General features: G+C 73.5%; 23 protein-coding genes and 1 tRNA gene. 8 read left to right on the top strand and 16 right to left on the bottom strand.

From position 1 onward, the window contains the following. Positions 1 to 85: 85 nt before the first annotated feature. Positions 86 to 1333: a threonine ammonia-lyase gene (gene ilvA, locus AVL61_RS11095; protein WP_058874389.1), complete on the bottom strand. Its 1248-nt coding sequence runs from the start codon at positions 1331 to 1333 to the stop codon at positions 86 to 88. Between the two features lie 100 nt (positions 1334 to 1433). Next, positions 1434 to 2837 (bottom strand): AI-2E family transporter, encoded by a 1404-nt coding sequence (locus AVL61_RS11090; RefSeq protein WP_082697087.1) that lies wholly within the window; start codon positions 2835 to 2837, stop codon positions 1434 to 1436. A 112-nt stretch (positions 2838 to 2949) separates the two neighbouring features. On the opposite strand from AVL61_RS11090, the gene AVL61_RS11085 reads away from it, so the two are divergent. Beyond that, positions 2950 to 3552 carry a nitroreductase family protein gene (locus tag AVL61_RS11085; RefSeq protein WP_058874387.1) on the top strand — a complete coding sequence of 201 codons (603 nt, stop codon included), beginning with the start codon at positions 2950 to 2952 and terminating at the stop codon, positions 3550 to 3552. A gap of 102 nt (positions 3553 to 3654) precedes the next feature. Here the strand turns inward: AVL61_RS11085 and AVL61_RS11080 are convergent, their stop codons facing one another. After that, a complete protein-coding gene (locus tag AVL61_RS11080) occupies positions 3655 to 4551 on the bottom strand; it encodes a Bax inhibitor-1/YccA family protein (protein ID WP_058874386.1) in 897 nt (298 codons plus the stop codon). Between the two features lie 203 nt (positions 4552 to 4754). On the opposite strand from AVL61_RS11080, the gene AVL61_RS11075 reads away from it, so the two are divergent. The 4 genes from AVL61_RS11075 (at position 4755) to AVL61_RS11060 (ending at position 8899) form a co-directional block, all read left to right on the top strand. Then, positions 4755 to 5039 carry a hypothetical protein gene (locus tag AVL61_RS11075; protein ID WP_058874385.1) on the top strand — a complete coding sequence of 95 codons (285 nt, stop codon included), beginning with the start codon at positions 4755 to 4757 and terminating at the stop codon, positions 5037 to 5039. Positions 5040 to 5054: 15 nt separating this feature from the next. Beyond that, positions 5055 to 5327 carry a hypothetical protein gene (locus tag AVL61_RS11070; protein ID WP_058874384.1) on the top strand — a complete coding sequence of 91 codons (273 nt, stop codon included), beginning with the start codon at positions 5055 to 5057 and terminating at the stop codon, positions 5325 to 5327. 139 nt (positions 5328 to 5466) lie between these two features. Next, positions 5467 to 7890, top strand: coding sequence for a S8 family serine peptidase (locus AVL61_RS11065; RefSeq protein WP_157571384.1), 2424 nt, complete (start codon positions 5467 to 5469; stop codon positions 7888 to 7890). A gap of 199 nt (positions 7891 to 8089) precedes the next feature. After that, the gene (locus tag AVL61_RS11060) at positions 8090 to 8899 is read left to right on the top strand and encodes a hypothetical protein (protein ID WP_231738385.1); all 810 of its coding nucleotides are present in this window, start codon (positions 8090 to 8092) and stop codon (positions 8897 to 8899) included. A gap of 99 nt (positions 8900 to 8998) precedes the next feature. Here the strand turns inward: AVL61_RS11060 and AVL61_RS11055 are convergent, their stop codons facing one another. Then, positions 8999 to 9262, bottom strand: coding sequence for a hypothetical protein (locus AVL61_RS11055; RefSeq protein WP_058874381.1), 264 nt, complete (start codon positions 9260 to 9262; stop codon positions 8999 to 9001). Between the two features lie 224 nt (positions 9263 to 9486). On the opposite strand from AVL61_RS11055, the gene AVL61_RS11050 reads away from it, so the two are divergent. Continuing rightward, positions 9487 to 10575 carry a hypothetical protein gene (locus tag AVL61_RS11050; RefSeq protein ID WP_058874380.1) on the top strand — a complete coding sequence of 363 codons (1089 nt, stop codon included), beginning with the start codon at positions 9487 to 9489 and terminating at the stop codon, positions 10573 to 10575. A 28-nt stretch (positions 10576 to 10603) separates the two neighbouring features. Here the strand turns inward: AVL61_RS11050 and AVL61_RS11045 are convergent, their stop codons facing one another. From AVL61_RS11045 to AVL61_RS11030, 4 genes are all read right to left on the bottom strand, one after another. Further along, complete coding sequence (locus AVL61_RS11045; RefSeq protein ID WP_058874379.1) at positions 10604 to 11020, bottom strand: DUF6578 domain-containing protein; 417 nt, start codon at positions 11018 to 11020, stop codon at positions 10604 to 10606. A 175-nt stretch (positions 11021 to 11195) separates the two neighbouring features. Beyond that, entirely contained in the window at positions 11196 to 11765 is a 570-nt protein-coding gene (locus AVL61_RS11040) for a dihydrofolate reductase family protein (RefSeq protein WP_058874378.1), read from the bottom strand. 39 nt (positions 11766 to 11804) lie between these two features. Next, entirely contained in the window at positions 11805 to 12038 is a 234-nt protein-coding gene (locus AVL61_RS11035) for a hypothetical protein (RefSeq protein WP_058874377.1), read from the bottom strand. A gap of 173 nt (positions 12039 to 12211) precedes the next feature. Then, a tRNA-Leu gene (locus tag AVL61_RS11030) sits at positions 12212 to 12285 on the bottom strand. Between the two features lie 288 nt (positions 12286 to 12573). On the opposite strand from AVL61_RS11030, the gene AVL61_RS11025 reads away from it, so the two are divergent. Next, complete coding sequence (locus AVL61_RS11025; RefSeq protein WP_157571383.1) at positions 12574 to 12819, top strand: hypothetical protein; 246 nt, start codon at positions 12574 to 12576, stop codon at positions 12817 to 12819. A 188-nt stretch (positions 12820 to 13007) separates the two neighbouring features. Beyond that, entirely contained in the window at positions 13008 to 13640 is a 633-nt protein-coding gene (locus AVL61_RS17885) for a hypothetical protein (protein WP_058874375.1), read from the top strand. A 119-nt stretch (positions 13641 to 13759) separates the two neighbouring features. Here AVL61_RS17885 and AVL61_RS11015 read toward each other — a convergent pair whose 3' ends face one another. From AVL61_RS11015 to AVL61_RS10980, 8 genes are all read right to left on the bottom strand, one after another. Then, on the bottom strand, positions 13760 to 15169 hold the full coding sequence (locus tag AVL61_RS11015) for an NAD(P)/FAD-dependent oxidoreductase (protein WP_058874374.1): 1410 nt from the start codon (positions 15167 to 15169) through the stop codon (positions 13760 to 13762). Positions 15170 to 15243: 74 nt separating this feature from the next. After that, the gene (locus AVL61_RS11010) at positions 15244 to 16707 is read right to left on the bottom strand and encodes a S8 family serine peptidase (RefSeq protein ID WP_058874373.1); all 1464 of its coding nucleotides are present in this window, start codon (positions 16705 to 16707) and stop codon (positions 15244 to 15246) included. 33 nt (positions 16708 to 16740) lie between these two features. After that, positions 16741 to 17691 (bottom strand): Ppx/GppA phosphatase family protein, encoded by a 951-nt coding sequence (locus AVL61_RS11005; protein WP_058874372.1) that lies wholly within the window; start codon positions 17689 to 17691, stop codon positions 16741 to 16743. 83 nt (positions 17692 to 17774) lie between these two features. Beyond that, positions 17775 to 18371, bottom strand: a complete 597-nt coding sequence (locus AVL61_RS11000; RefSeq protein ID WP_058874371.1) for a DUF501 domain-containing protein — start codon at positions 18369 to 18371, stop codon at positions 17775 to 17777. 8 nt (positions 18372 to 18379) lie between these two features. Then, positions 18380 to 19183, bottom strand: coding sequence for an FtsB family cell division protein (locus tag AVL61_RS10995; protein WP_058874370.1), 804 nt, complete (start codon positions 19181 to 19183; stop codon positions 18380 to 18382). Positions 19184 to 19309: 126 nt separating this feature from the next. Further along, positions 19310 to 20593 (bottom strand): phosphopyruvate hydratase, encoded by a 1284-nt coding sequence (eno, locus tag AVL61_RS10990; protein WP_058874369.1) that lies wholly within the window; start codon positions 20591 to 20593, stop codon positions 19310 to 19312. Positions 20594 to 20779: 186 nt separating this feature from the next. Beyond that, the gene (locus AVL61_RS10985) at positions 20780 to 21523 is read right to left on the bottom strand and encodes a MazG nucleotide pyrophosphohydrolase domain-containing protein (protein WP_058874368.1); all 744 of its coding nucleotides are present in this window, start codon (positions 21521 to 21523) and stop codon (positions 20780 to 20782) included. Beyond that, positions 21520 to 22644: an adenosine deaminase gene (locus tag AVL61_RS10980; protein WP_058874367.1), complete on the bottom strand. Its 1125-nt coding sequence runs from the start codon at positions 22642 to 22644 to the stop codon at positions 21520 to 21522. The genes AVL61_RS10985 and AVL61_RS10980 overlap by 4 nt, the downstream gene beginning before the upstream one ends. Between the last annotated feature and the right edge of the window lie 5 nt (positions 22645 to 22649).

Below are 22649 nucleotides of genomic sequence, written 5' to 3'. Positions count from 1 at the left end.
CGCCGCGCCCGCCCACAGCGGCGCCGGTCCCCGCGGGGACCGGCGCCGTCGTCGTCCGCGGCCCGGGACCGTGCCCCGCGCACGGTCAGTGCACGACGACGGGGTGGTAGCCCTCCGCCTCGAGCGCCCGGAGGACCTGGCGGCAGTGCTCGTGGCCCTTGGTCTCCATGTCGATGGTGATGGACACGTCCCCCAGGCTGAGCGAGCCGCCGATCCGGGTGTGGTCCACGCCGGTGACGTTGGCGTCCTGGACCGCGATGAGCTGGGAGATGCGCGCGAGCTCGCCCGGGCGGTCGGTGAGCATCATCTTGATGGTCATGTACCGGCCGGCCGCCGAGAGGCCCCGCTGGATGACCTTGAGCATGAGCATGGGGTCCACGTTGCCGCCCGAGAGCACCACCACCGTGTTCCCGAGGTCCGGGTACGCGCTCTGCAGGCGGCCGTCCAGCAGGGCCGCGACGCCGACGGCGCCGGCCGGCTCCACCACGAGCTTGTTGCGCTCGAGCAGGAAGATCAGCGCCCGGGCGAGGGAGTCCTCGGAGACCGTCACGACGTCGTCGGTGAGCTCCTTGATGATGCTGAACGGCAGCTGCCCCGGCTTGCCCACGGCGATGCCGTCCGCGATGGTCGAGACCCGGTCCAGGGTCACGAGCGCGTCCCCCGCGAGGGAGGGCGGGTAGGCGGCCGCGTTCTCGGCCTGCACGCCGATGAGCCGGATGGGCCGGCCCAGCTGCTCGGCCCGGGCCTTGACCGCCACCGCCACGCCGGCGAGCAGCCCCCCGCCGCCCACCCCGGTGATGACGGTGTCGACCTCGGGCACCTGCTCGAGCACCTCGAGGCCGAGCGTGCCCTGTCCGGCCACGATGTCCGCGTGGTCGAAGGGGTGGACGAACACCGCTCCGGTCGCGGTGGCGTGGCGCTGGGCCTCGGCGAGCGCCTCGTCCACGGTGGTGCCGTGCAGGATCACCTCGGCCCCGTGGTCCTGGGTCGCGGCGATCTTGGGCAAGGCCGCGCCCAGGGGCATGTAGATGCGCGCGGTGATGCCGAGCTTGGCCGCGGCGAGGGCCACTCCCTGGGCGTGGTTGCCGGCGGAGGCCGCCACGACGCCCCGGGCCTTCTCCTCGTCGGTGAGCTTGGCCATCCGCACGTAGGCGCCGCGGACCTTGAAGGAGCCGGCGCGCTGGAGGTTCTCGGCCTTGAGGTTGACCTCGGAGCCGATCAGCCGGGACAGCGCCCGGGAGTGGGCCACCGGGGTCCGGTCGATCACGCCCTCGAGGAGCGCGGCGGCGTCCTGGATGTCGGCGAGGCGGACGGGCAGTTCGGCCAGGCTCACGGTGCGTCTTCTTTCCCGGTCGGGGCGTGGGGCGGGACCGCGGCGGGCCGCTGGGCCCGCCCACGGTGAGCGCCCGCCGGCGGCGGGCGCGGTCCTCATCCTAGTCGCTGCCCGAGGGCCGCTCGGGCGCGGCCGGAGGCCCCCCACCGGCACCGTTGCCGCCGGGCCCGCGGCCGGGGCGCCGGCCGGCTCCCGCCGCGGCCCGGGCGCGGTCGTCCCGGCGGCCGCGCTTGAGGGCGGCCTGCAGCCGTTCCTTGGCGCGGGTCCGGCGGAAGCGCTGGAGCTGGGCCATGACCTGGTCGCGGGTGAGGTCGTTGCGGCGCGCGTGCTTCTTGATCTCCCACGGGAAGTAGTACGGCTCCCACGGGATCTCGTCGTCCGCGCGCCACGCGCCGTTCACGAGGTAGCGCACCACCGTGTTGAGGAAGGCCATCAGCGGCACGGCGAAGAGCGCCCCGGTGATGCCGAAGAGGATGGTGCCGGACGCCACGGCCAGGAACACCGCGAGGGGGTGCAGGGAGACGGCCCGCCCCATCACGAGCGGCTGCAGGACGTTGGACTCGATCTGCTGCACCAGGAGCACCACGGCGAGCATGGCCAGGGCGGTGCCGAAGCCGTCGGCCACGAGGGCGACGAGCACCGCCACGATCCCCGTGACCACGGCGCCCACGATCGGGATGAAGGAGCCCAGGAACACCAGGATGCCGATGGGCAGCGCGAGCGGGACGCCGAGCAGGGCCGCGCCGAGCCCGATGCCCACCGCGTCCACGAAAGCCACGAAGCCCTGGACCCGCGCGTACTGCACGAGCGAGGTCCAGCCCCGGCGGCCGGCGCCGTTGACGGCCCGCCGTGCGCTGACCGGGAACAGCCGGACCAGGAAGAGCCAGATCCGCTCCCCGTCCATCAGGAAGAACAGCAGGGTGAAGAGCATGATGATGATGCCGGTCAGCACGTTGCCCGCCGTCGAGCCGAAGGACATGGCCCCCGAGAGGATGGCCTCGCTGTTGTCCTGGATCGTGGTGCCGAGATCGTCGATCCAGTCGTTCACGCTGTCCGCGCTGAGGTTCAGGGGCCCGTCCTCGAGCCAGCCCAGGAGCTGCTGCGTGCCGACCACCACGTTCTCGGACAGCTGCGCGAAGCCGAGCACGATCTGCCGGCCGGCGAGCACCAGCAGGCCCGTCACGAGCCCGATGAGCAGGAGCACCGCGAGGCCCGAGGCCAGGCCCGCCGGCACGTGCCGCCCCCGCAGCCACTTCACCAGCGGGAACAGGAGCCCGGCGAGCAGGCCCGCGATGAGCACGGGGATGATGACCACCGTGATCGTGGAGAGCATGTAGCCGAGCAGCCCCACGGCCGCGAGGATGATGATGAGCCGCCACGACCACGCCGCGGCGACCCGCACGGAGACCGCGACCCCTCCCGCGGCGTTGCCGTGCAACGGGGGGAGCTCGTTGCTCGGCCCGGGCAGCGGAGGCCGCTCGGCGTCGTGCGAAGTCGAAGGCATGAAGACATCTTGGCACGCCCGCGCGACCGGCCGGCGACGCCCGGCCGGGGCCCGGGACGCCCCCGGGACGCCGCTCCCGCCCGCGGCGCGCGCACGGTGGAAGACTGGCGGCATGTCACGCACGTTCCTCCGCGTCCTCGCCCAGCGCCGGCCGGCGCCCGCCCTGACCCCGGACGCCCCTCCCCGGGAGGAGCTGGAGGCCGTGCTCCGCGCCGCCGCAGGCACTGCGGCCGCCGAGCCGGGACTGAGCTGGCGGGTGGCCGTGACCACCCGCCGCTCCGCCCCGGAGCTCGCGGCGGCACTGGCGGGGATGACCCGGGTGCCCAACATGTCGGCGCCGTTCCCGCGGCTCAAGAGCAAGCAGCTGCGCCGGCTCGCGGCGTTCCGGGGCGCCCTGAAGTGGGCGAGCACGGGCGGGATGGGCTGCGCCCTCGTCTTCAGTCCCGACGACGCCCTGGGCCTCTCCCGCAAGGAGCAGCTCAACGCGGCGCACGGGGCCCGCCCGCTGCTCGAGGCCGCGTTCTGGGCGGCCGGCTGGGGCACCGTGTGGGCCGAGCGCGACGGCGCGCGCGAGGACGCGGTCCGCGCCTTCTACGGGCTGGCCGCGGAGGAAAAGCTCCTCGGCTGGCTGTTCGTGGGCCGCCCGCCCCGGGGCGTGGCGGCCGAGCACGCGGCCACCCGGCCCACCCCCGGGCCCCGGATCTCCTACCACTGACGCCCGTTCTGCACCCGCGCGCCGGGGCACGACGACGGCCCGGCACCCGCGGTGGGCGGGTGCCGGGCCGTCGTGGGCCGCGCTGGGCCGGAGCGTGAGGACCTAGTTCGAGGTCATCTCCCGGATGATCGCCAGGATGCGCAGGATCTCGATGTAGAGCCACACGAGCGTGACCGTGAGGCCGAAGGCCGCGGACCAGGCCATCTTCTCCGGGACGCCGACCTCGACGCCGCGCTTGATGTTCTCGAAGTCGAGCACGAAGCTGTACGCGGCCAGCAGGATGGCGATCGCGCCGATGGCCAGGCCCAGCCAGGGGCCGAGGGGGCTGTCGGTGCGGATGTTGAAGCCGAACAGCAGGACCGCGCCCAGGTTGACGAGGGCGAACACGAAGTAGGCCATGAGCGCGACCATGAAGATCTTGGTCGCCCTCGCGGAGGCCCGCAGCTTGCCCGAGCGGAAGAGCACGAGCACGGAGCCGAACACCGCGAGGGTGCCGATCACGGCCTGGACGGCGATGCCCGGGTACATGGCCTCGAACATCTGCGAGATGCCGCCGAGGAACATGCCCTCGAACAGGCCGTAGGCCAGGATCAGGGCCGGCGAGGGCTGGCGCTTGAACGCGTTGACCAGGCCCAGGACGAGACCGATCAGGGCACCGGGGATGGTGAGGATCGGCATGATCCAGCCGGCGAGCGCGCCGACGACCACGGCGCCGAGCACCGTGGCGGTGCGCATGATGACGTCGTCGTAGGTCATCCGGCCGGTCTGGTTCGTCCCGGCGGCCGGGGCGTTGTACATCGAGTCGAGGCGCTCGGCCGAGTACGGGACACCCTGCTGCGGCCGGCCGTAGCCGCCCTGCTGGTAGCCCGTCTGCCCGTAGCCGGGCTGCTGCTGGTAGGGGGTTCCGTAGGAGTTCTGTCCGTACTGGTTCCCGGAGGGCTGGGCGCTGCCTGCGCCCGGCTTCGAGAAATCGCGGAGAAGCGGGTTACCGCCGGCCATTGAGGGGTCCTTCCGTGGCACTGATGTGCGAGATGTGTCTCCAGGGTAGCAACGGGAACCGCACGGAAGCAGAAGAACTGCTGTGCTTAAGCCGAGGGCGTGCATGCGGCCCGGGCCGCGGCCCCAGGAGAGCGGACAGACAGTTCTTTGCTGGTGCACACATGCTGGGAGGAACGACCGTCGTCCCGCTCCGGAGGCCCGTCATGCCCGAGTCCGCCGCCCACTGGGTGCCGCTGGCCGCGATCCCGGTCCTGCTCGCCGTGGGGTCCCTCGCCGTCCTGCACTGGAGCCGCTACCTCGGCGCCATCGGCCGGCTGCGCCGCGCGCAGGCCTCCCCGGGCACTTCCCCGAGCACCGCCCCCGCCCCGCACACCGCCGCGTGGCTCGAGCTCCGCAGCGCCGAGCACTACCGCCGGGCCTACCGCCTCACCTGGGCGGTGGCCGGGGTGCTCGCCGTGGGCCTGGGCGCCGCCGTGCTCGCGGACTGAACCGGGCGCTCACCGGTGGTCCAGCTGCCCGGAGCCGTCCTCCTCTACGGCTGCCTCCTCGTCGCCGGGTCCGGCGCCACGGCCCTGTGGAGCCTGGTCCAGGCCGCGCTCGACCTCGCGCCGGCCGCGCGCCGCCGCTCCCCCGCCGTCCGCGCCACGGCCCGCGCCGCCGCCCGGAGCCACCTGGGCCGCGCCACGTCCGCGGCCGCCGTGGCCCTGCTGACCGCCGGTGTCCCGTCGCTGCTGCAGCACCTCCGGTGGCTCGCCGTGCTGGTGGGAGTCGCCTGACCCGGTCCGCCCGGGCCGCCCCACCGACCCCGGAGCGTCACACTTCGTGATGAAGCCGTGATCTTGACTTAGATCTATTCGCATTGATTTGCATGTGAGAACCTGTTCCGGGATCCCCCCACCCCCCAGGAGTTCGCCCATGCAACGATCCATGCTCGCCCCCACCCTGTCCGCTCTCACCCTGGCCCTCGTGCTGGCTCCCCTCACGCCCGCGACGGCCTCCCCCGCCGAGAACGCCACGACCCTGCGCCCCCAGCAGCTCAGCGGCGAGGCCCCTCCGGAGATCACCGACCGGATGATCGTCAAGTACCGCACCCCCGTGAGCGAGGCCGAGTCGGAACGGGCCGTCGAGGACGCCGCCGCCGAGGCCGACGTCCCGGAGGCCGAGGAGACCACCGAGGTCCGCACCACCGGCGACGGCGCGGCCGTCGTCGAGCTGGCCGGCGAGGTCTCGACCGACCAGGCCGAGAAACTGGCCGACGAGCTCACCAAGGACCCGGCCGTGGCCTACGCCGAGCCCGACCGCCTCGTCTCCACCGCCCGGATCCCCGGCACGGACGAGGCGGAGCCGGAGGGCATGGGCTCCGTCGCCGCGACCGCCACCGACCCGGGCGTCCCGTCCCTGTGGGCCCTCACCAACCTGCGGGCCTTCGAGGCGTGGGACACCGCCACCGGCAAGGGCGTCACGGTCGGGGTCGTCGACACCGGCTTCGCCAACCACCCGGACCTGGACTCCCAGACCATCGGCGGCTACGACTTCGTCTCCACCGCCGCCCTCGGCAACGACGGCAACGGCCGGGACACCGACGCCCGCGACCCGGGCACCTACTCCACGGCCGGGCAGTGCTACAGCGGCTCCGCGGCCACCAACTCCATCTGGCACGGCACGCACGTGGCCGGGACCGTGGCCGCCAAGCGCGACAGCTACGGCACCGTCGGCGTCGCCCCCGACGCGACCCTGCTCAACGCCCGCGCCCTGGGCGCGTGCGGCTTCGGCTACGTCTCCGACATGGCCGACGCCGTGCGGTGGCTGGCCGGGGACCCCGTGGCCGGGGCCCCCGCCCCGCGCAAGCGCGCCGACGTGATCAACATGTCCCTGTCCATGGGCGGGGCGTGCTCGCCGACCCTCCAGAACGCCATCAACACGGCCTGGTTCCGGAACATCCCCGTGGCCGTGGCCGCGGGCAACAGCGGCCGCCCGGCGATCGAGTACGCCCCGGGCAACTGCTACAACGTGATCACGGTCGGCGCCATCGGCTCCGACCGGGTCCGGGCCAGCTACTCCAACCACGGCAGCGCCGTGGACATCTACGCCCCGGGCCACCACATCCTCTCCGCGGGCAACACCGGCAGGACCACGCCGGTGGCGCCCAACAGCCGCTTCGACTACGGCACCTCGATGGCCACCCCGCACGTGGCCGGCACCCTGGCCCTGCTCAAGCAGAAGAACCCGACGCTGGACTCCGACCAGTACAAGCAGCTGATCCTGGACTCCGGGGACGTCTGGTCCACCCTGCCCGGGGGCAAGACGCTGAACACCCACGACGCCCTCTGGATCACGAAGCCCGCCGAGACCGCGGCACCGGCCGCGCCGACGCCGACCTACACCACCAAGGGTGCGATCGGCTCGCTGTACCAGCGGATCAAGAGCGAGACGGGGGCGCCGACCTCGCACGAGCAGCCCATCGCCGGCGGGGTCCGCCAGACCTTCAGCAAGGGCACGATCTACTGGACCTCGGCCACCGGCGCCCACTGGGTGCGCGGCGGGGTCGAGTCCGCGTACAAGCGCAACGGCACCGCCGCCGGCGTCCTGCGCTTCCCGCGCTCCGACGAGAGGTCCAACGGCATCGGCGGGGCCTACCAGCTGTTCCAGAACGGCCGGATCCTCTGGTCCTCCCGCAGCGGGTCCCACGCCCTGACCGGCGACATCGACCGGACCTACGCCGCGGCGGGCAGCGAGAAGGGCGCTCTCGGGTACCCCACCGCGGACCGCCGGGGCAACGGCATCGGCGGGTACTACCAGACCTTCCAGAACGGGCGGATCCTGTGGAGCTCCGCCCACGGGGCGCACGCGGTCACCGGCGCCACCAGCGCCGCCTACTTCCGGGCCGGCAGCGAGCAGGGCTCGCTGGGCTATCCCACGGCCGCGGCCGTCTCCGACGGCCGGGGAGGCACCTCCCAGTCCTTCCAGCGGGGCAGGATCGTCTGGAGCGCCACCGCCGGGGCGCACCCCCTCAAGGGTTCGATCGGCGGCCGGCACGACCGCTCCGGCGGCACCGCCGGCCCCCTGGGCCACCCGACGTCCGACGAGGCGCCCACCGGCACGGGCGGGGTCTACCAGGTGTTCCAGAACGGCCGGATCTACTGGAGCCCCAGCACCTACGCCCAGGAGATCAAGGGCTCGATCGGCCGGTCCTACCTCGCGCTCGGCGGCACGAAGAGCCGCCTGGGCTTCCCCCGGACGGGGGAGATCACCCGCGCCGACCGGTCCGTGGTGCAGTACTTCCAGGGCGGCTCCATCACCTGGAGCCCCGGCGGAAAGATCCGGATCGACTACCGCTGATCCGGCACCGTTCCCGCAGCGGCCCCGCTCCGTCCTCGGAGCGGGGCCGCTGCGCGTCCGGGTGCGGGGTGACCGTGGGGAGGTGTCTTCTTCCGCAGTCGTTCCGGACGCCGACGGCGGACCGGGCCGACCCCGCGCGCCACGGGACCGCCGCGGAGGGCAGTAGAGTCGCCCCATGGGTGATGTGCCGTACGAGCTGATGGATGCCACGCAAGCCGCCGACGCGCTCGACGCCTACCTCGCCGAACGCGACCCGGCGCTCCAGCACCTGCGCGCAGCGCTGGCCGGACACGGCATGGACCCGTCCGAGATGCTCGACGGCTCCGTCTACTCCGTCTCCCCGCTGTGGGCCTGGATCTCCGCCCGGGCCGTCGAGCTCGGCACGGCCGCCCACTCCCTGACCGAGGATCCGACCCGGCCCGACTGGCCGTCCTGGGCCCGGCACGGCCGGCTCGTGGACCCGCACCCACCGGCCGCCACGATCGCCCTCGTCGACGGCTTCGTCTCCTACCTCGGCCAGGTCCTCGCCACCGCCGTGCCGCAGGCGACCTGGCAGGTCGGCGAGCACATCATGGCCGACCACCCGCTGCTGAACTATCCGGTGCTCGGCACCGACCACCACCACCTCTTCCTGCCCGGCCTGCCGCTCTACAGCGCCTATCAGTCCGCCCACGGACGGCCGGCCATGAGCGGGACCGAGATGCTGGCCCACACCCGCCGCACCATCGACGCCCTCCAGGGGGACGGCCCGGAGGCGGCGGCTCTGCAGGAGCCGCTGGTGACCGTGGTCGCCGAGCTGGACTGCTTCGACGTCGGGCTGCGCGAGGACATCCCCGCCCAGCACCCGGGCCTGGTGGAGCACCTGATCGCCGAGCTGTGCGACCGCGACGGCGTCACCTCCGTCCACCGCTACGGACCCGCCGCCCTGGTCGTCGACGTCCCGGACTGGGACGAGCTGCGGGTGAAGATGTGGTGCACCCTGTGGCTGCAGCGCCACCTGCCCCGGTAGCCCCGCCCAGGGACCGGCACCGGGGCCGGTCCCGTCCTGTTCGCCGGGACACAGCCACCGGTCCCGTGCTCGCGGACGTGGACCGCCGCTCCGCCCGGCTCACGCCTCCGGGTCCGGTGCACGCCGACGGCGTGGCCGGGCGCCGGCCAGCACGACGATGCCCAGCGCCGCGGCGCCCCAGCCCAGGCAGAGGCCGGCCTGAGCCCGGGTGACGTAGTCGTAGGCGGCCACCATCCAGTCCAGGACCGCCTCGAGGATCTCGTCGGCGACGAAGGTCCACAGGAACCACGCGGCGACCCACCACAGCCACGTCCGGGCCTTCTTCGGCGCCGTGGTATCTCCGGCCTCCGGTTCCGCGGGCATCGGCTCCCCCGTCCGCCTCGTCGTGGACCCCAGCGTAGCGACGGGGACCGCGTCGTGTCCGTCCGCACACATGGGTCTTCCGACCGTGGTGCCCGTGTCCCTCTCCGCCCGCCCCGTCCCGCCCCGTCCCGCCCCCCTCGCATCCTGGCAGGCCGGCCACCGCGTCGTCGCTCCCCTCATGTGCACCTGCCACTCCCCGTCGGCCCGCCGGTAGCGTCGGCGCTATGGACCAGCCCGCCCAACGCACCGACGAGGTGCCCGTACCGCGGGCCGGACAGGTGCTGGTGCGAACGCTGCCTGCCGCGCTCATGCTGACCCTCGGTATTCCAGGACTGGCCCTGTGGGGCCTGGATGAGCAGGGCAACGCACGATCCGACTGGTTCTTGTTCCTGCCCGGACTGCTCGTTCCAGCCGCGCTCCTTCTCCACCGACTCACGAAGGCGCCCCGGCCCGATCTGTCACCGACCACCGAGCTGGACACGTTGAAGTGGGACCTGGCGATCGCGGCTGAGAGCGGTGAACTTCCACCGCGATCTCCAGCCCAGGCAGCCGCGGCCCTGGCCTGCTGGCAGTTCGAGAAGTCCGTGCTGCTCGGCGCCGCTGCTGTTGGCGTGACCGTCACCTGGGCGACTCGTGCGGTGTGGCTGTGGTTGGTGCTCGCGGCCCTCTGCGCTGCGGCCACCGTGGTCGCGGGCCGCCAAGCCCGCCACGGCTGGGCCTACCTGCAAGCTGTGCACTCCACAGGCCGGCCGACGCCATCCGGTGGCATCAGTGCCATGCGACAAGCAACCCAACAGACCACAGAAGTGCCCGTGCCGACCGCGGGTCAGGCCCTGGTGCGCGCACTCCCCGAGGCAGCGGTGATGATCATCGGGCTGCCACTGGTCGTCCGGTTCGTGCTGGACGAGAACGGCGAGACATGCACGCCCTGGTGGCCGGTGCCGCTGCTCGCACTGGTCGGTCTGGCCATGCTCGTCGACCGCTGGGCCCGGGCTCCTCGCCCTCGGTTCGACCAGCGGGTCGGCGGGGCGCAGTGGAAGTCGGCGTTCGCGGCGGCCGCGAACACCGGGTCGCTGCCCGAGCACCCCGAGGTGCGGGCTGCGGTCGGTGTCGTCGCCTGCCAGAACATCGAAGGAGTGGTGGTCGGCATCGCCATGGTTGTGTCTGTCGCCCTCAGCGCACTGGCCGCCCCTGGCTTCCCGTGGCTGGGTGCACTGGGCGCCCTCGTGGTCCTCACCGGGATCAACGCCTTACGCGTCCGCCGCTCCTGGGTCTACCTGCGCGCCCTGCACTCCGCCGGCCGCACCGGCTGACGATCCGTCGGGCTGAACTGGGCCAGGACTACTCGTCGGGCACGTAGACCGGCAGCACTGCGTCGTCGGCGACCTCCAGCTGCACCCGGTAGGCCAGCACCTCGTGCTCCCTCGTGCACCCCGGCAACTGCGTCCCGGCGCCGGGAACGGCGTCGAGCTCCACGGCCACTTCGCTGCCGGGTCGGATGATCATCTCTCCGGGGTTCGCACCCTCGTCGAAGGCGTAGTGCAGGGCCTGGGCGGAGCGCACGACGCCGGTGACCGGCAGGTGCGGTACGTGCTCGGGCGTCTGGTCGTGGTGCTCCGCCCAGTACCCAGGCACCGGCCGGCCGCTGTCCTCGCCCGGGTCGCGGGCCACCAGCTTCCAGGTGACGGTCGAGCCGATCCGAAACGGCTCACCGCAGCACTGCTGCTCCCACTCGCGCAGCTCCACTTCGATCACCATGGCGTGAACCTAGCAGGGCCGCGCCAGGCAACGCTTGCCCTGTCCGCTACCGACACCTCTGGGTGATGCCCCATCGATATGTCCGTGCGCTCGGGGCATGGGCAGCGCGGGGCAACGCGACCCCGAGCCGTCGTTCCGTCGCGCGGGAGCGGCCGACGTGCCAGGACAAAACACGTCAAGCCGGAACTCGCGTGGGCCGGTATCGCTGGGCGACCGCCCCCGACCGGAACTCATGGCGGTCCACGAGCTCGAGCTGGATGCGCTCGCGCAGACCGGCGAGCAACGTCGGCCCGTGTCCGGCAAGGACCGGCTGCACCACGAACTCGTACTCGTCGATCAGTCCCAGATCCACCAACGCCGTCGGGAGCGTCACGCCACCCACCCACAGGCCCTCGCCCGATTCCTGCTTGAGCCGCTGAACCGCTGGCCCCACGTCGCCTCGCACCAGCTCGGCGTTCCAATCGACCTCGCTCAGCGTGCTCGACACGACGTACTTCTTCGCCCGGTCGATGGCCTCGGCGAACGGGATCTCCCACTCATCCATCCAGTCCGGCCACGTGCCCGTGGGCGGCCTCCGCCACGCCGACTGCATCATCTCGTAGGTCACCCGGCCGAACAGCAGGGCATCGACTCGCTCCATCTCAGTGGTCCAGTAGCGCATCGACTCCTCGTCCGGGGGAAGTCCTGCCTCGTGATGGCAGCAGCCGTCGAGCGTGACGTTGATCGAGTATCGAAGTGGTCTCATCTCGTTGTTCTCCCTTGCTGTGGCACCGGCACGGTTGTCTCAGCGTTCGGCCCGCTCATCGAGCTGCAGGCTGAGCGATCTCAGCACCAGCCGGTTGAACGCGACGGCTCCGACCGCGACAACGAGCAACCGCCACAGGAGGATCGGCTCCTGCGGCACCGATGCGAGAGCCACTGGCATCACCGCGAAGATCACGGCGGCGATCGGGATGCGGATGCGCCACGGCATGAACCGGGTGAACTCCGGTGTCCCCCGCTCCGCTCGGTCGGTCATGCCCCATGATCGCCGACCACGCCGGCCGCGGGTAGACCCGGCGCCCGGCAGGGCAGGTGTCCACGTTGGTGTTCGAGCACGAAGTGCTCCCTGCGCGACGAGCAGACGTCGGCCGGCCCGAGTTGGGCACTCGGTCCAGCCTCCAGCTGCCGCGGAACACCGCGGTTGCAGCGTGCCCCCAGTCAGACTCGAACTGACACTGAGCGGATTTTAAGTCCGCTGCCTCTGCCGATTGGGCTATGGGGGCCGGGGTCGGCCACGTCACCGGGCCGCCGCCCCACCCTATCGTTTCCTCCCTGTCACCTCGCCGGTCCGGGCCCGCGCCGCCGGGGAATCCCGTCTCGTCGACCGGGCCCCGGATCCAGTAGTCTGGCACCGTGGTCGAGCAGCCGGCCGCGACGTCCTCGTACCCGCAGGAGGCTGCCCCCGTGCACCACCCCCTCCCCTCGTTCCACCGGCTCCTCCCTGACGGCGGGCACCGCCCGGCGCCCGCCCCGGCCCGGTCCATCCCGGCACTCCGCGGGACCACAGCAGCATGAGCGAGGTCGTGGCCCCGCCCACCGGCAGGACTTATCTGATGCCCGACGACGCGTTCCCGGCCGATCTCACCGAGCTGTCCCTCGCCGAGCTGCACGTCCTGCACAGCAGGGTCGGCCGCCAGCTCGACCGGGAGTACCTCGGTGACGCGGCCGGAGCACATCCGGTCACCCTCGAGCGTCACCAGGAGCTGACCGTGGAGCTCGACGCCCGCGAGATCGCCCACCCCGAGCGCACCGTCTGACGGACGAGGGAGCCGGCCGGGGACGACGGGGCGGAGGGTGAGCGCCCGGACGGGCGCGCTCCGGCCGCTGACGCTCTCCGCTCCGGACTGCAAATCATGCAAAGCACTGGTCAGCGGGCGAGCGGCGGCCTAGCCTGGGAACGGGTCGAGCAGCCGGCCGCACCGTTCCCGGTCGAGAGGTTGCCCTCATGAACCCCCAGCTCGCTCCGTCCCCGTCCCTGCCGCCGGTGGCGCCCTCGGCGCCCGACACGTTCCTGTCCCCCGCGGACCCGTTCCCCTCCGCCCTCGCGGAGCTGGACCTCACCGAGCTGCAGGTGCTGCACAGCCGTGTCTGCCGCCGGCTCGAGCAGGAGTACCTCACCGATCCGGACGGTCCCCATCCCGTGACGCAGGACCGCTGCCAGGAGCTGGTGGCCGAGCTCGACACCCGTCAGCAGTTCCTCGCCCCTCCGGTCCGTCTCACCGAGGTGCCGTCCGGATCGGAGCCGGCGCCCGGGGAGGAGCCTGCACCCGAGGAGATGACAGAGCGCTCGGGCGGGCCCTCGCCGGCACCGGAGTCGGCACCCTCGATCGTGCTTGTTCCCGGGAGCGAGCCGCCGGCCCGGGAGGCCGTCGGGACCGGCGAGGTGCTGCACGACCTGGGCGAGCTGCGCCCCGGGGACCGGATCGAGGTGTGGCAACAGGGCCTGCTGCACTGCCGGGGCACCGTGGAGGAGGTCTGCCCGGCCCTGGGCGTGGCCTGGATGCGCGAGGCCGGGGACGGCTACCGGCGGATGGTCCACGCCCACGACAGCGAGCTGCGCCGGATCCCCTCCACCTGAGGCCGACCGCCGGCCGGGCCAGGACCTCCGGTCGGCCGGCCCGGAGCACCGCGCCCGGAAACGGCTCGACCCCGCCTCGGCACACGGCCGGGACGGGGTCGAGCAGGGCACGGATCGGGTCAGAGGTTGGCCTTGCGGGGGGCCGGGGCCTTGCCGGCCGCGACCTGGAACCGCGTGCGCGGATCCCGCTCGTGGCGCAGCGTGGTGGTGTCCCGGCCGAACACGAAGTTCAGGGCCCACTCGGTGAAGACGCGGGCCTTGCGGTCCACGGTGGGGATCGCGTAGCCGTGGTAGAGCCGGTGCATGGCCCAGGCGGCGACGCCGGAGAACTCGAGGCCCTTCTCGGGCAGCCCGGGGAGGTTCTTGATGCTGGCCACCCCCTTGTAGAGCCCGAGCCCGGCGACCGCGCCGAGGTTCTCGTGGTAGTAGTCCTCGAGCGGCTTGCCCGCGCGGGCGGCCAGGATGTTCTTGACCATCGTGTGCGCCTGGCGCACCGCGTGCTGGGCGTTGGGGACGCAGAACCCGCCGACTCCCCCGCCGGTCAGGTCCGGCACCGCGGCGACGTCGCCGGCGGCCCACGCGCCCTCGAGGGGCCCGTCGTCGCCGGTGATCCGCAGGTCGGCCCCGGCCCGGACCCGGCCGCGATCGTCGAGCGGGAAGTCCGTGGACTTGACGAGCGGGTTGGCCTGCACGCCGGCGGTCCAGATCAGCGTGTCGGTGCCGAACTCGCCGGCCGGGGACTTGTCCTCCATGTTGACGAGCTTCAGGTGCTTGTCCACCGCGGAGTCGAGGGACGTGTTGAGCAGCACCTCGATGCCGCGGCTGCGCAGGTGCGCCACGACCTTCTCCGCACGCTCCTCGGAGACCTCGGGCATGATCCGGCCCATGGCCTCGATGAGCACGAAGCGCAGGTCGGAGACCTGGAGCCGCTCGTTGCGCTCGACCGCGCTGCGGGCCATGTCCTCGATCTCGGCGATGGTCTCGGTGCCGGCGTAGCCGCCGCCGACCACCACGAAGGTCAGCGCCCGGCGCTTGGCCTCCTCGTCGGTGGTGAGGGAGGCGACCTCGATGCGCTCGAGCACCCAGTTGCGCACCGCCACGGCCTCCTCGATGGTCTTGAGGCCGATACCGTTCTCGGCGAGGCCCTCGATCGGGAAGGCGCGGGTGACGGAGCCGCCGGCGACGACGACCTCGTCGTAGGCGAGCTCGAAGGTCTCGCCCTCGTCGATGCCCTTGACGGTCGCGGTGCGGTTGGCGTGGTCGACCCCGAGCACGTGCCCGGTGACGATCTCGCAGTCCTTGAGGTGCTGCCGGTGGGGCACGACCGCGCTGCGGGCGGAGACGTTGCCGCCTGCCACCTCGGGCAGGAAGGGAAGGTACATCATGTACGGGTTGGGATCCACCACGGTGACGACTCCGCCGGAGTCCTTGATCCGCTTCTGCAGTTCCTGCGCCACGGTGAAGCCGACGTAGCCTCCGCCGACGATCAGCAGGCGAGGACGGTCCTTGGCCAGTTGAGTGAAAGACATGCCCCGAGTCTACTCAGAACGCTGTCGATATCAGTCCTCGTGCGGAGCGCCCCCAGCGTGTTCCCGCGCACGCCTCAGGAGCGGCCCTCCGGCCCCTCCGCCGCGCCGTCCGCCACGATGCGGCGGATGTGCACCACGGCGCCCACGGTGAGGCCCAGCACGAGCAGCCCGAACCCGGCGAGCACCACCACCGGCAGCAGCCCGGTCTCGTCGATCGGGGCGACCGGCTCCGGCGGGGCGACCTCCGCCTCGACCTCCTCCGTGACGGGCGCCGCACTCTCCGTGGGGCCCGTCGTGGGGGTCGCCGCGGCGCTCCTGCGGTGCACCCGCACCCACTGCTCCATGCTGCCGAGCGGGCTGCGGTCCACCTCGGGGACGTCCTCCGTGAGCGCGGCCTCGACGTCCAGGACCCCGTAGCCGTAGAGCGGGTCCTTGCCCGGCGCCCCGGTGTCCCGGGCGGTGGAGACGATGCGGTTCGCGATCTGGGCGGAGCTCATGTCCGGCCACTTCGACTTGATCAGCGCCGCGGTGCCGGCCACCACGGGCGCGGACGCGGACGTCCCCGCCCAGGAGGCGTACCGGTCGCCGGGGATCGCGCCGACCATGTCCTCCGAGGGGCCCGCCACGGCGATGGAGATCCCCTGCGAGGAGGACTCCCAGCTGGCCTCCCCGGAGCGGCCCACGCCGCCCACCGTCAGCACGCCGGGGATGGTCGCCGGGGCACCGACCTGGACGAGCCCGGAGCCCCGGTTGCCCGCCGAGGCGACCACGAGCACGTCCTGCTCCTCGGCGTAGAGGAAGGCCTCGTCCCAGCTCTCGGGCCAGGAGGTGGCGTTGGAGCCCACCGACATGTTGATGACGTCCGCGCCGTTGTCCACGGCCCACCGGACGGCGTCCGGGAGCTGCTCGTCGACGCTGCGGACCTCCGGGCTCTCGTTCCCCAGCCACGTGGACACGGCGAGCACCTCGGCGTCCGGGGCCACGCCCACGATGCCGGCGGGCCGGCCGGGGGCGTCGTCGTCCCGCCCGCCCGGGGCCACGTGCCCGCGGCCCGCGGCCACGGACGCCACGAGGGTCCCGTGCTCCGGCTCGGTGCCGAGACCCTCCTGGCCGTCGGCGGCACCGCCCCCGGAGACGTCGGTGCCGCCGACCACGGCGCCCTCGAGGTCCTGGTGCGAGCCGTCCACCCCGGTGTCGATGACGGCGATCCGCACCCCTTCCCCCGTGGACTCCTTCCAGGCCTCGCGCACGCCGTACTCGTCCAGCCAGTACTGCAGGGGGCGGATCCCGTCCTCGGCGATGCGGGAGGTGTCCGGGGCGCGCGTGGCGCCCTCGCTCGGCACGGGCGCCACGCTCACGGGGTCCTCGAGCGGGATGCTCGGGGCGGGCCCGGGCACCGCGGGACGGGCCTCGGCGGGCCCCGCCCCGGACAGCGCCAGCGCGCCGGCGCCGAGCACGGCCGAGGCCGCGGCCACCGCGCCCCACCGGGTGAGGGCGCGGTGGCGCGGGGAACGACGGCGGGATGCGCTGGAAGACATGTGTCCTTCCGGGTCGGGGGGGGTCCGGGCGGGTCAGCCGACCTGGGAGAGGGCGATCCCGTCCAAAATATCGTGCTCGCTCGCGATCGCCGAGTCCACCCGTCCGCCGGTGGCCGCCCCCACCCGCTCGACGATCCGCCGCCACACGAGGGCGCCGCCGCCGATGACGTCGACCCGGCCCTCGTGCATGTAGGGCAGTGCCGCGCGCTCCGCGCGGGTCATGCCCGTGAGCTCCCGGCACGCCTGCGCGATCCGCTCCGCCGGCAGCTCCGCGCCGTCGATCGCCGCGGGGTCGTAGGCGGACAGCCCGAGGGCGTGCGCGGTGACGGTCGTGATGGTGCCGGCGACGCCCACGAGGTGGGTGGTCTCGGCGAGGGGCACGCTCTGCAGGACCACGTCCACGGCGTGGTCGACGTCGCGCAGCACCGCGTCCTGCTGCTGGATCGTCGGCGGGTTGGAGCCGAGGTGGCGCTCCGTCAGGCGCACGCAGCCGATGTCCATGCTGCGCTCGGCGAGGACCCCCTGGGCGTTGCCCAGCACGAACTCGGTCGACCCGCCGCCGAGGTCGATCACCAGGACCCGGTCCTCGGGATCGGCCCCGCCCACGGCCGCCGAGGCGCCGCGGAACGACAGCTCCGCCTCCTCGTCGCCGCTGATGACCTCGGGGGTCACGCCGAGGCGCTCACGGATCCCCGCGAGGAAGACGTCCCGGTTGCCGGCGTCGCGGGTCGCGCTCGTGGCCACGAAGCGCAACTGCTCCACGTCGTGCTTCTTCAGCAGCTTCGCGTACTCGTCCGTGGCCGCGAACGTGCGCTCGAGCGCCGCCTCGGCGAGCCACCCGGTGGCGTCCACGCCCTGGCCCAGGCGGACCACGCGCATCTCGCGCACCACGTCGTCGAGCACCGTGCGGCGGTGCTCCTCCCGGGTGTCGGCGATGAGCAGTCGGATGGAGTTCGTGCCGCAGTCGATGGCGCCTACACGCATGGAGAGTCCTCGGGGTGTCGGGGGCGGGTGGGTCTCGGGCCCGCGCCGGGCGGGGCCGCCGCGGCGGGCGCCGCGGGTGGGTCTCAGGCCTCGCGCCAGGCGGGGTCGCAGTGGCAGGCCTCGGGCGTCCACCACTCGGCGATCGCCTCGAGGGTCTCGTCCCCGAGCGGGTTCACGCCGGGCCCGGCCGCGAGCGCGTGGCCGGCCAGCACGTGCAGGCACTTGACCCGCACGGGCATGCCCCCGGCGGAGATGCCCTCGATCTCGGGGACGGGCCCGGTGCCGGCCTCGGCGCCGATCCGCGCGCGCTCGCGGAGGTAGTCCTCGTGCGCGGCGCGGTGGGCGGCGGCCAGGGCCTCGTCCGCGGCGATGCGGTCCGTCATCTCGTACATCAGGCCGGCCGCCTCGAGCCGGGACACCGCGGCCGTGATGACGGGGTGGGCGAGGTAGAACACGGTGGGGAACGGGGTGCCGTTGGCCAGCCGGGGGGCGGTGGCCGCCACGAGCGGGTTCCCGCACGTGCAGCGGGCCGGGATCTCGACGACGTCGCGCACCGGGCGCCCGAGCTGCCGGGAGAGGACCTGCAGGTCCAGGGCCGTGGGCTCGACCGTCTCGGCCGTCACCCCGAGCCCCCGGGGGGCGGGTCGGTCGCCGGGCTCGTGTCCGTGCTGGGGGTTCACGCCGTTCCTCACTCCGCGGGGCTGCCGCGGCTGTCCGTCGCCGCGTCCTGCGGCGCGTCGGCCCCGTCCGCCGGGGCGGCCGGGACGGTCTCGTCTGTCGGTTCCGTCTGCTCTGTCTGTGCTGTCCGCCCGGCGGCGCCGGGCTCCTGGGCCGTCCCGGACTCCCCGGGGGCGGCGGGGCCGCCCGGCTCCTCGGCGGAGTCCGTGCCGCCGGCGTCCGTGCTGTCGGCGTCCGTGCTGTCGGCGTCCATGCCGCCGGACTCCGTGTCCTCGACGGCCGCGGCGCCCGCCACGGGGCCGGCGTCCTCGTAGGCGGAGGCCACGACGGACTGCCAGAGGGCGTCCACCCACGCGGGCTTCTCGGCCTCGACCTGCGCCGCCGAGGAGTCCACCACGGCGCCGTCCATCTCCTCGGCGCCCACTACGAGGTAGGACCGCTCCCCCGGCATGACGTAGAGCAGCCGGTCCCGGGCCCGCTGCTGGACGTAGGTCTCGTCCGACCACTGGTCCACCTGGTCCTCGAGGGAGGCCTTCTGGGCCTCCATGTCGGCGATGGCGCGCTCGAGCTGGGCGATCTCCGCCCGCTGCTCGAGGAAGATCTTGGTGGTCGGCGCCGCCAGGAAGACGATGAGGACGGCCACGAGCGTGAGGACCAGGAACCGGCCGCTGAAGGTCCGGGCGGGAACGGGCGACCCCACGGCGCTGGACCCGCCGCCGGATCCGCCGGCAGGCCCGGCGTCGCGCCCGCGCGTCCCCTGCGCGGCGTCGCGCCCGCCGAGCAGGCGGGTGGTGCGCGGGCGGGGAGCGGGCATGCTGACCTCACGGGGGAAGGGCGGGGACGGGGACCAGTCTAGCGCTCACGGGTGAGCGGCCGCCCGGGGACGGCCGCTCACCCGCACGACGACGGGCCGGCCCGGCCGGTCAGCCGCCGTGGCTCGTCACTTCGCGGTGTAGCGCGGGAACGCGGAGGCGCCCGCGTAGCGCGCGGCGTCCCCGAGCTCCTCCTCGATGCGCAGCAGCTGGTTGTACTTGGCCACGCGCTCCGAGCGGGCCGGGGCCCCGGTCTTGATCTGCCCGGCGTTGGTGGCCACCGCGATGTCGGCGATCGTGGTGTCCTCGGTCTCGCCCGAGCGGTGCGAGATCATGCAGTGGAACATGTGCCGCTGGGCCAGGGAGATGGCGTCGAAGGTCTCCGTGAGGGAGCCGATCTGGTTGACCTTCACGAGCAGCGCGTTGCCGGCACCCTCCTCGATGCCGCGGGAGAGCCGCTCCGGGTTGGTGACGAAGAGGTCGTCGCCGACGATCTGCACCTGGGTGCCCACGGAGGCGGTCAGGGTCTGCCAGCCCTCCCAGTCGTCCTCGTCCAGCGGGTCCTCGATGGAGACGATCGGGTAGTCCCGCACGAGCTCCTCGTAGTAGGCGGTCATCTCCGCGGCGGTGAGCTGCTGGCCCTCGAAGCTGTACTTGCCGTTCTCGAAGAACTCGGAGGAGGCGACGTCCAGGGCGAGCGCCACGTCGGTGCCCACGGTGTACCCGGCCTTCTCGATGGCCTCCGAGATGAGGTCGAGGGCGGCGCGGTTGGACTCGAGGTTCGGGGCGAAGCCGCCCTCGTCGCCGAGCCCGGTGGCCAGCCCGCGCTCCTTGAGCACGGCCTTGAGGGAGTGGTAGACCTCCACGCCGGTGCGCAGCGCCTCGGAGAAGGTCGGGGCGCCGATCGGGGCGATCATGAACTCCTGGATGTCCACGTTGGAGTCGGCGTGCGAGCCGCCGTTGAGGATGTTCATCATCGGCACCGGGAGCACGTGCGCGTTGGGCCCGCCCAGGTACTTGTACAGCTCCAGGTCGGAGGCGTTCGCGGCGGCGCGGGCCACGGCCAGGGAGACGCCCAGGATGGCGTTGGCGCCGAGGCCGGCCTTGTTCTCCGTGCCGTCGAGGTCGAGCATGGTCCGGTCGACCAGCCGCTGGTCGGTCGCGTCGAGACCGATCACGGCCTCGGCGATCTCCTCGTCGACGGCCTTCACGGCGTCGAGGACGCCCTTGCCGAGGTACACCTTCTGGTCGCCGTCACGGCGCTCGACGGCCTCGAAGGCACCGGTCGAGGCGCCCGAGGGCACCGCCGCCCGGCCGTAGCTGCCGTCCTCCAGCAGCACCTCGACCTCCACGGTCGGGTTGCCGCGGGAGTCGAGGATCTGGCGGGCGTGCACTGCGGTGATCATGGCCATGGGTTGCTCCTGACGTTGGTGCTGGGCTTGTCGCTGTCGTGGGTGGTGCGGGTGCGGCGGGTCGGCCGGGGCTCCGGTGCCGGGCACCGGCCGAGGTCCCGCTCCGGCGGGGCCGGGCACCCCCGGCGGCTCCAGCCTAGCGACTCGGCGCCGGAGGCCCGCGGTGGGCGGCGGCGCGTGACGGGATCAGTGCCCGTCCCGGGCCGCGGCGTACGCGCGGGCGGCCCCGCGCAGGGCCCGCTCGGCGTCGAGGCCGCGGGCGGAGGCGGTGCGCACGAGCGCGAACAGCGCCGCGCCCAGCTCCTCCTCGGTGTCCGGGCCGCCGGGCTCCTCCGCGCCGGGGGCCGCCGGCTCGAGGCCGTGCTTGCGGGCCCGCGCCAGCGTCTTCTCCGCGAGGGCGAGGGCCGGCAGGTGCGGCGGGATGCCGTCGAAGGGACCGGTCCGCTCGGGCTTCTCCGCCCGTTTGAGGTCCTCCCAGCGGGAGTGCAGCTGCTCGAGGGAGTGCTCGCCCGCCACGTCCCCGGTGGCCCCGGGGTCGAAGACGTGCGGGTGGCGGCGGACCAGCTTGGCCGTGATCGCCTCGAGCACGTCCGCCACGTCGAAGCCGCCCTCGGCGCGCGGGCGCTCCTGCGCGACCCGGGCGTGGAAGACGACCTGGAGCAGGACGTCGCCGAGCTCCTCGACGAGCAGCCCGGCGTGCGCGGCCGGACCGCCCTCGGCCTCGACCGCCTCGACCGCCTCGACCACCTCGTAGGCCTCCTCCACGAGGTAGCGCACGAGGGACTCGTGGGTCTGCTGCCCGTCCCAGGCGCAGCCGCCCGGGGAGCGCAGCCGGTCCATGACCGCCACGAGCTCCGCGAAGCGCTGCGCGGTCTGCTCCGGGACGCCCAGTCCCGCCGCGACGTCGTCCGTGCCGTGCCCCTGGCTCATGCGTGCATCCCCTCGAAGCCGTCGGTGATCATCCCGTCCAGGGCGGTGCGGTCCTCGAGCGGGAGGAACGCGGCGGCCGCGGCGTTGCGCTGCAGCCGCTCCAGGTCGTCGAGCCCGTAGCCGAAGTGCGCCACGAGGAGTGCCAGCTCGTCCGTGACCGTGGTCCCGCTCATGAGCCGGTTGTCCGGGGAGACGGTCACGGTGAACCCGGTCCGGTACAGCATGTCCACCGGGTGCCGGTCGAGGCTGCCGCCGAACGCCGCCACCGCGCCGGTCTGGAGGTTGGACGTGGGGCACACCTCGAGGGCGATGCCCCGGTCGCGGACCCACTCGGCCGTGCGCCCGAGGTCGACGACGGCGACGTCCGCCAGGTAGTCGATGTCGATGTCCTCCGCGATGCGCACCCCGTGGCCCAGGCGCAGGGCGCGCCCCGTGGCCAGGGCGTCCCGGATCGACTCGATGCCCGCGGCCTCCCCGGCGTGCAGGGTGACGGGCATCAGCTCGTCCGCGAGCAGCTCCAGGGCCGCGCGGTGCCGGGCCGGCGGGAAGCCGTCCTCGGGGCCGGCGAGGTCGAACGCCACCACGCCGCGGTCCCGGTTGGAGACCACGAGGCGGGCGACCTCCAGGGAGCGGTCGGCCTGGCGCATGGCGCACAGGATCTGGGTGACGGACACGATGTGGCCGGCGTCCTCCGCGGCGAGCACGCCCTCCGAGAGGCCCAGCCGCACGGCCTCGACGGCCTCCGCCATGGACAGCCCGCCCGCGGTGTGCTGCTCGGGCGCCCACCGCACCTCGGCGTGGACCACCCCGTCCGCCACGAGGTCCTCGACGTACTCCCGGGCGCAGCGCACGAGCGCCTCGGGGGTCTGCATCACCGCGACCGTGTGCTCGAAGGTCGCCAGGTAGCGCAGCAGGGAGCCGGACCCGGCGCTCTCCCGCATCCACCGGCCCAGCGCCGCCGGCTCCTCGACCGGCAGGCGGTGCCCGGCGGCGGCGGCCAGCTCCACCACGGTGGCCGGGCGCAGGGCGCCGTCGAGGTGGTCGTGCAGGCACACCTTGGGCAGGTCGCGCAGGACCCGGTCCGGCACGCGGCCCGGGTGCCGTTCGGCGGCGGTCAGCATCACGG

The sequence above is a fragment of the Kocuria rosea subsp. polaris genome (assembly GCF_001483755.1).
GTDB lineage: Bacteria > Actinomycetota > Actinomycetes > Actinomycetales > Micrococcaceae > Kocuria > Kocuria cellulosilytica.
The sequence above is the reverse complement of the archived record's forward strand: the minus strand, read 5'-3'. Positions and strand labels throughout refer to the sequence as shown.

Coding starts and splice junctions, on each gene's coding strand:
- AVL61_RS11035 (WP_058874377.1), bottom strand. CDS start 12,038: ATGACCGACCGAGCGGAGCGGGGGACACCGGAGTTCACCCGGTTCATG.
- AVL61_RS11015 (WP_058874374.1), bottom strand. CDS start 15,169: ATGTCTTTCACTCAACTGGCCAAGGACCGTCCTCGCCTGCTGATCGTC.
- AVL61_RS10995 (WP_058874370.1), bottom strand. CDS start 19,183: ATGCCCGCTCCCCGCCCGCGCACCACCCGCCTGCTCGGCGGGCGCGAC.
- AVL61_RS11080 (WP_058874386.1), bottom strand. CDS start 4,551: ATGGCCGGCGGTAACCCGCTTCTCCGCGATTTCTCGAAGCCGGGCGCA.
- AVL61_RS11010 (WP_058874373.1), bottom strand. CDS start 16,707: ATGTCTTCCAGCGCATCCCGCCGTCGTTCCCCGCGCCACCGCGCCCTC.
- AVL61_RS17885 (WP_058874375.1), top strand. CDS start 13,008: ATGAACCCCCAGCTCGCTCCGTCCCCGTCCCTGCCGCCGGTGGCGCCC.
- AVL61_RS11040 (WP_058874378.1), bottom strand. CDS start 11,765: ATGAGACCACTTCGATACTCGATCAACGTCACGCTCGACGGCTGCTGC.
- AVL61_RS11055 (WP_058874381.1), bottom strand. CDS start 9,262: ATGCCCGCGGAACCGGAGGCCGGAGATACCACGGCGCCGAAGAAGGCC.
- AVL61_RS11065 (WP_157571384.1), top strand. CDS start 5,467: ATGCAACGATCCATGCTCGCCCCCACCCTGTCCGCTCTCACCCTGGCC.
- AVL61_RS10985 (WP_058874368.1), bottom strand. CDS start 21,523: ATGAGCCAGGGGCACGGCACGGACGACGTCGCGGCGGGACTGGGCGTC.
- eno (WP_058874369.1), bottom strand. CDS start 20,593: ATGGCCATGATCACCGCAGTGCACGCCCGCCAGATCCTCGACTCCCGC.
- AVL61_RS11090 (WP_082697087.1), bottom strand. CDS start 2,837: ATGCCTTCGACTTCGCACGACGCCGAGCGGCCTCCGCTGCCCGGGCCG.
- AVL61_RS11045 (WP_058874379.1), bottom strand. CDS start 11,020: ATGGTGATCGAAGTGGAGCTGCGCGAGTGGGAGCAGCAGTGCTGCGGT.
- AVL61_RS11025 (WP_157571383.1), top strand. CDS start 12,574: ATGAGCGAGGTCGTGGCCCCGCCCACCGGCAGGACTTATCTGATGCCC.
- AVL61_RS11075 (WP_058874385.1), top strand. CDS start 4,755: ATGCCCGAGTCCGCCGCCCACTGGGTGCCGCTGGCCGCGATCCCGGTC.
- AVL61_RS10980 (WP_058874367.1), bottom strand. CDS start 22,644: ATGCTGACCGCCGCCGAACGGCACCCGGGCCGCGTGCCGGACCGGGTC.
- AVL61_RS11005 (WP_058874372.1), bottom strand. CDS start 17,691: ATGCGTGTAGGCGCCATCGACTGCGGCACGAACTCCATCCGACTGCTC.
- AVL61_RS11085 (WP_058874387.1), top strand. CDS start 2,950: ATGTCACGCACGTTCCTCCGCGTCCTCGCCCAGCGCCGGCCGGCGCCC.
- AVL61_RS11060 (WP_231738385.1), top strand. CDS start 8,090: ATGGATGCCACGCAAGCCGCCGACGCGCTCGACGCCTACCTCGCCGAA.
- AVL61_RS11050 (WP_058874380.1), top strand. CDS start 9,487: ATGGACCAGCCCGCCCAACGCACCGACGAGGTGCCCGTACCGCGGGCC.